This is a genomic window from Candidatus Xenohaliotis californiensis (assembly GCF_963930935.1).
Lineage (GTDB): Bacteria > Pseudomonadota > Alphaproteobacteria > Rickettsiales > CAWVOK01 > Xenohaliotis > Xenohaliotis californiensis.
Map to the genome: position 1 here is coordinate 20,715 of NZ_CAWVOK010000028.1, position 6,833 is coordinate 27,547.

The following is a 6,833-nucleotide window of genomic DNA, read 5'->3' on the forward strand; positions in this document are numbered from 1 at the left end:
AGAGAAGTTTATTTATTTACCAATTTTTTTTCAATATCTTTACTGCAGTAGATATAATCATTATAGGTATTCTATATGGTGAACATGATGTATAGTGCATCCTATTTTTTATTAAAAATTCAATAGTCTCAGAATTTCCACCATGTTCACCACATATGCCAACTTCTAAATTATGATTAGTTAACCAGCCATTTTCTGCAGCCATTGTAATTAATGCCCCAACTCCATCTTCATCTAATTTAATAAATGGATTAAAATCCATAATGTTGAACTCTAAATATTTTTTTACAGTTTCAGCAGTATCATCTCTTGAGAAACCATAAACAGTTTGTGTTAAGTCATTAGTGCCAAAACTAAAAAAATCTACTAATGGTGCTATTTTACTAGCTTTTAGTGCTGCTCTGGGTAGTTCTATCATTACCCCAATTCTGTGCTTAATGTCTATGCCATATTTGTTTTTAATGTTGGCATGTGCTTCATTAATGTATGCTAATATTGTCAACACTTCATGTTCAGTGGAGATTAATGGTATCATAATTCCTGGATTTATTGAAATACCTTCTTTGTAAACTATAATTGCTGCTTCAAATATTGCATTGATCTGTGTTATATATATACTAGGATTTAAAATACCTAGACGGCAACCTCTGTTGCCAAGCATTGGATTAGATTCTTGTAATGCATCAATTTTTATATTTATTTTTTGAACACTTTCATTGCAGAGTACTGCCAAGTTGTCAATTCCCTCTTGATCTTTAGGCATAAATTCATGTAATGGAGGATCTAATAGTCTAATATTAAGTGGCTTGCCATTTGCAGCTTTAAACATTTTACAGAAATCTTCTTTTTGTATAGATAAAATTTTTGCATTAGCTAATTTTTGCAAACTTTCTTCTTTAGCTATAATTGCCTGCCTTAAATATGGAATACGATCAGATGCAAAAAACATATGCTCAGTTCTGCATAAACCAATACCATCGGCACCCATTTTTAATGCTACAGAAATATCATGTGCACTGTCTGCATTTGCATATACTTTTAATTGTGAGTTTTCTTTTGCCCATTGCAATAATATGAAAAAATTTTCTGACAATTGTGGTTGCACCATTTTTATTGCATCTAGCATAATTTCACCAGTGGAACCATCTATTGTTATGGTATCACCCTCTTTAATTTTTAGTTCACCAATTGATAGATATTTTTCTGATTGATTTATTATAATACTTGATGCACCACAAACACATGGTTTTCCCATGCCTCGTGTTACTACAGCTGCATGAGATGTTACACCACCTCTAGTTGTTAATATACCACATGCTATATTCATTCCTTCTATATCTTCTGGGCTTGTTTCTTTACGCACTAAAATATAGTTTTCATTTGGATTAGAAATATTTTTTGAGCTAAGAGCAATTTTTCCACAAGCAGCACCAGGTGATGCTGCTAAACCAGTGCACAAAACATTTTTTTTTACTTTTTGGTCTAATACTGGATGCAGAATAGAATCTAAATCTTTGGGCTCTATGCTTGTCAATGCTTTTGTTTTATTAATTAAACCCTCCATCACCATATCAACTGCTATTTTTATAGCTGCATTGATAGAACGTTTACCAGACCTAGTTTGTAAAATATATAGCTTGCCATCTTGTATAGTAAACTCTATATCTTGCATATCTTTATAATATGCTTCAAGCTTGTTTGTGATTTGCTTTAATTGAGAAAAAACATTAGGCATTACATATTCTAATGTATTTTTTCTATCATTAGAAGAAGAGGTAATTGGTATAGTATCTCTAGTTCCAGCTACCACATCCTCTCCTTGAGCATTAAGCAAATATTCTCCAAAAATAGATTTTTCACCAGTTGCCGGATTTCTAGAGAAAAGCACTCCAGTTGCTGAATTGTTGTTAATGTTTCCATAAACCATCATTTGTATGGTAATTGCTGTATAGATATTATCTGGTATGTTTTTAATTTCTCTATATTTTATTGCTCTAGCATTGTTCCAAGATTTAAAAACTGCTTTTATTGCTTCAGTGAGTTGCTCATATACATCTTCTGGTATTTTATTTCCAGTATTATTATATATAGCATTTTTAAATTTGCTAATAACTAGCATTAAAGATTCAATGTCCAAACTGCTATCAAGAACAACACCAGCTTTGTGTTTAATATTGTGTAATATATTATCAAATATATAATGTGGTATATTCTTAATGACATTACCATACATTTGTAAGAAACGCCTATAAGTGTCTAGTGCAAATCTTTTGTTGTTTGTATATTTAGCTAGACCATCAGCAATTTTGTCATTCATACCAAGGTTTAGTACTGTATCCATCATTCCAGGCATTGAAATCTGTGAGCCAGAGCGCACAGAAAAAAGCAATGGTTTTTCAGGTGAGCCAAATTTTAGGCCAGAGCTTAATTCTATTTTTTTTATAGCAGATTTTATACTGTCTAGAATTTCTATAGAAATGCTGCTAGAATCTTTCAGGTAAATACCGCAAAGCCTTGAGTCAATTACAAAGCAATCAGGAACTGGTATGCCCATAGCTTTCATTTTTATAAGATTGACACCTTTATTGCCAAGAAATGGTACTTTTGATTCAATATTATCAAGCTGGTCTTGGAAATGATATATAAACATTATATTAAGCTGTAAATTTTATAAATAATTATGCAATATTTTTTTTAATTAACAAGCTTTTATCTTAGCTATCCAAGCTATTTATTGAACAATACATGCTTTAATGCTATCTTAGTAAAATTAATATATTGGTGATTTACTAGTGGATAAAAATAGAGAATTATTAAATGCATTTATAGCTTTAGCATTATCTGTATTAATAATGTTTTTTTGGCATTTTATTTTCCCACAGTCAAACGTTCATCAGTTTGATGATGTCAATAATTCTAGTCTTAATAGTACTGATTTTAGCGTGGAGCAAGAATATCTGGAATCAAGAGATGATGCCTTATTGCAATCTAGTACAAGAACTTCTTTATTAAATGATACGATAGAAGGATCATTATCATTAAAAGGTGCAATTTTAGATGACTTATCTCTAAAAAATTATAAAGTTAATACAAATATTTCATCTCCCATGGTTTCACTTTTATCACCACAGAGTTTGAGAGACAGTAGGTTTGTTGAATTTGGATGGATTGCCAAAGATCAGATAAAATCTATTTTTCTTCCAAGCAAAGATACTATTTGGTCTTTAGATCCTACATCTAACAATACCAATAAAACGTTTTATTGGGATAATCCTATGGGTGTAAGGTTTAGTTTGATATTTTCAATAGACAATCAGTATATGGTTAGCATAGTACAAAAAGTTTTAAATAATACAAATGAAGAGATCAATTTATCATCTTATGCATTAATTGGTACGCATGGTGACAACCCAACAACAAATGGACCAAAAACAAATGAAGGAGTGCTTGTTGCATTGGACAAAAAGGTTTTAAGATATGATTATAAAAAACTTGTTAAGCATGGCAATGTGAAATTTGATAAGCCTGCAAGTGCTAATCATAATTGGGTGGCTTTTAGTGATAAGTATTGGTTAACTGCACTAATAACTCCATTATCTTCCTCAACAATAGATATACAAGCTGCTAAAGATAGAAATAATTTTTTTAAATCACAAATAAGTTTTGTTACACCACTGGTTGCAATTAAACCAGGTGAAGTATCTTCTGTTTCTAGCAGCTTGTTTCTTGGTGCTAAAGAACTGAGTGTTTTAGATTACTATGCAAGTCAAAAAAAAATTGTCTTATTTGACAGAGCATTAGATTTTGGTATGTTGTATTTTATAACCAGACCACTGTTGCTGTTATTGCAATTTTTACAGAAATTAACACATAATTTTGGTGTATCAATATTAATTTTAACTGTGCTGGTTAAAAGTGTGATGTTTCCTTTAACTATTAAAACATATATATCTGGACAAAAAATGCGTATTCTGCAACCAAAAATTAGAGAATTGCAAGATAGACATTCTGGTGATAAAATGCAGCTAAATCTTGCAATGATGAGATTGTTTAAAGAACAAAAAACTAATCCTTTATCTGGATGCCTTCCTTTATTTATACAAATACCAGTGTTTTTTGCTTTATATAAAGTATTAATTGTCAGCATATCAATGCGTCATGCCCCATTTTTTTATTGGATTAAAGATTTATCAGTACCAGATCCAATTAATATTTTTATATTATTTAAATATTTAAATATTAATTTCTTCAACAAATTATCTATTGGTATATTACCTATACTGCTAACAGTTACTATGATATTACAACAAAAATTTACCAATGGAGTAAAAGCTACCAACATTGACCCATCACAAGAAAAAGTAATAAAAATGATGCCATATTTATTTCTGTTTGTCTTTGCATCATTTCCAGCAGGATTGTTGATTTATTGGATTTGGAGCAATATGCTGTCAATACTGCAACATTTTTTAATGCTTAAACTTCATAAGGTTAAATAAATGGCTAAAATAATAAACATTGATTTTCAAAAAAAACTTAGTGATGCACTTAGATCTAATTTGCTACGACGTAAGAAAAAAATATTATCTAGTAGTTTTAATAATAAACAACAAGTGCTGAAAACTGAAAAAAGAGAATAATATTATACTTGATATAAATAATTATTCTGATATAATTTTTTCATCTATTATCAGTATTTTGCGGGAGTAGCTCAGTGGTAGAGCACAACCTTGCCAAGGTTGGGGTCGGGGGTTCGAGCCCCCTCTTCCGCTCCATTAACTATTTTCCTATACAAAAATTGCTGAATATTTTATTTAAAATGTCTTCATTATTAAATTCTTCCCCTAATGATTCATTTAACTTTGCTATTGCACTATGCAATTGATGTGCTATTATCTCAACTTCCATATTATCTGTAATATATATTTCATTAATATATTTAATAAAATCATACACAGCATTCTTGTATCTTTCTCTTAGTAAGATAGAATCATTCTTCAAATCAAAACAGGTAGATATTTTTTGTTGTATAATGCTAAGCAGATCATCTATTCCCTTATTTTTGTGTGCAGATATAGCTAAGAATGTACCATTACTAGTAGTTAAAAATTTTCCTTGTACAGAATCAGCTTTACTAGCCACTAATATGGTGTTTTTATTTATTAAATGTTGTATGCAAGAGTACTCAGCATCAATATTGTTACAGTCTATAACTGCTACCCTAATGGTAGAGTTTTTTATTTTTGCATAAGCTCTTTTAATTCCTTCAATTTCAATTGGATTTCTAACGTTTGCCCTAATACCAGCTGTATCTATTAGTGTTACCTTATGACCAGCAATGTCAAGATTTGACTCAATAACATCTCTAGTTGTTCCAGCTATTTCTGAAGTTATAGATATATCTGATCCTGTGATATGGTTAATTAAGGTTGATTTGCCAGCATTTGCAACTCCCATAATTACTATTTTAATATTTGATTTTGCTAATTCTTCAGCTGTGTTTTGTGATACATTATTTACAGATGATCTTAAGGAAAATAATAATTTTTGCAACTGTTTTTTTGTAGATTCAATGGCCATATCATCTCCAAAATCAATATTGATCTCAACTATAGCAAGCATTTCTAGCAAATAATTTCTCCATGATTTCAGTGTATTAATAGTATGCATACTTGCAATAGCACCTTGCATCTGTATTGGAGTTTCAGCATTTATTAAATCAGCTATAGCCTCTGATTTATCTAAAGACATTTTATTGTTTAATACAGCTCTTTTAGTAAATTCTCCAGGTTTAGCATATTGAAATCCAACATCTTTCATAAGATTTAATATGCTTTTTATCACCATAACACCACCATGTGAATGTATTTCTATAACATCCTCTCCAGTGAAACTGTTAGGAGCAGGAAACCACAGTACCATTACTTCATCAATAAAAATTTTCTTAAGACTATATATTTTTGACAGAATTGCCACTCTAGGTGATTTTATTGGATTTTTAGATAGGTAGCCTACAATAATTTTTGCATTATTGCCAGAGATTCGTACAATTGCAACAGCAGATCTGGCAATTGGTGTAAGTGGTGCATATATTGTTTTTTGCATAGCAAATTGACTGATATAATAAAGTTAATATTGCTTATTAAAATAATTTTAACTATTTTGTAGCATGCATACAATATAAAATATTTACAATAGTAAATTTACATCTTGTTTGTTGTATATAAATTTTGATTCATGCTTTAATAAAAATTTTTTACGCCATTTTTTTGCAGCATATCCACCTAAATTATTATTTGCTCCAATTACTCTATGACATGGAATTATAATGTTTAATTTATTTTTTCCTAATGCATTACCTACTGCTCTTGGAGCCATCGCATAACCAATATTTTTAGCAAGCTTTCCATAAGTTATGGTATAACCTGGTTTACACTTTAGTAAGTATTTCCATACTTTATTTTGAAAAAGAGTTCCTATTTGCATACTGTTTGGTGGCTTACTGTACAGTAAGCCATTAAAATAATTATCAAGCCATTTTGTGCATAATTTTTGGAAGCAATCTTTGTTTTCAATTTTGTTTTCAATATTTTTAATAGCGCTTTCAATGAAAGTTAATTTTATTAACATGTTGTTGTTTGCAATTATTTGAAGCCAACCAATTGGAGATAAATAATAGCATATCCTTACCATATTAACACAAAATTATGTTTATGAATGTGCCCAATAGGATTTGAACCTATGACCTTTGCTTTCGGGGAGCAATGCTCTATCCACTGAGCTATGGGCACAAATTTATTAATAATATTAAAAATTATAACCTTTTTCATTCA

5 protein-coding genes and 2 tRNA genes are annotated in these 6,833 nt (G+C 30.0%); 3 read left to right on the forward strand and 4 right to left on the reverse strand.

Translation table 11 applies throughout. The features are described 5' to 3' along the window. Positions 1 to 16: 16 nt before the first annotated feature. Positions 17 to 2,650, reverse strand: coding sequence for a pyruvate, phosphate dikinase (gene ppdK / locus AABI72_RS03790; protein ID WP_338364574.1), 2,634 nt, complete (start codon positions 2,648 to 2,650; stop codon positions 17 to 19). Positions 2,651 to 2,792: 142 nt separating this feature from the next. Between ppdK and yidC the strand changes: the two genes are divergently transcribed. The 3 genes from yidC (at position 2,793) to AABI72_RS03805 (ending at position 4,775) form a co-directional block, all read left to right on the forward strand. Further along, complete coding sequence (gene yidC / locus AABI72_RS03795) at positions 2,793 to 4,499, forward strand: membrane protein insertase YidC (protein WP_338364576.1); 1,707 nt, start codon at positions 2,793 to 2,795, stop codon at positions 4,497 to 4,499. Continuing rightward, positions 4,500 to 4,640, forward strand: coding sequence for a hypothetical protein (locus tag AABI72_RS03800; protein WP_338364577.1), 141 nt, complete (start codon positions 4,500 to 4,502; stop codon positions 4,638 to 4,640). 60 nt (positions 4,641 to 4,700) lie between these two features. Next, positions 4,701 to 4,775: transfer RNA gene (locus AABI72_RS03805), tRNA-Gly, on the forward strand. Positions 4,776 to 4,779: 4 nt separating this feature from the next. On the opposite strand, the gene mnmE is transcribed toward AABI72_RS03805, so the two are convergent. The 3 genes from mnmE to AABI72_RS03820 all read right to left on the reverse strand — a co-directional run bounded on the left by mnmE (position 4,780) and on the right by AABI72_RS03820 (position 6,791). After that, complete coding sequence (gene mnmE, locus AABI72_RS03810; RefSeq protein WP_338364580.1) at positions 4,780 to 6,105, reverse strand: tRNA uridine-5-carboxymethylaminomethyl(34) synthesis GTPase MnmE; 1,326 nt, start codon at positions 6,103 to 6,105, stop codon at positions 4,780 to 4,782. Positions 6,106 to 6,189: 84 nt separating this feature from the next. Further along, positions 6,190 to 6,693: a methylated-DNA--[protein]-cysteine S-methyltransferase gene (locus AABI72_RS03815; protein ID WP_338364582.1), complete on the reverse strand. Its 504-nt coding sequence runs from the start codon at positions 6,691 to 6,693 to the stop codon at positions 6,190 to 6,192. A gap of 25 nt (positions 6,694 to 6,718) precedes the next feature. Next, positions 6,719 to 6,791 (reverse strand) — tRNA-Arg (locus AABI72_RS03820). Between the last annotated feature and the right edge of the window lie 42 nt (positions 6,792 to 6,833).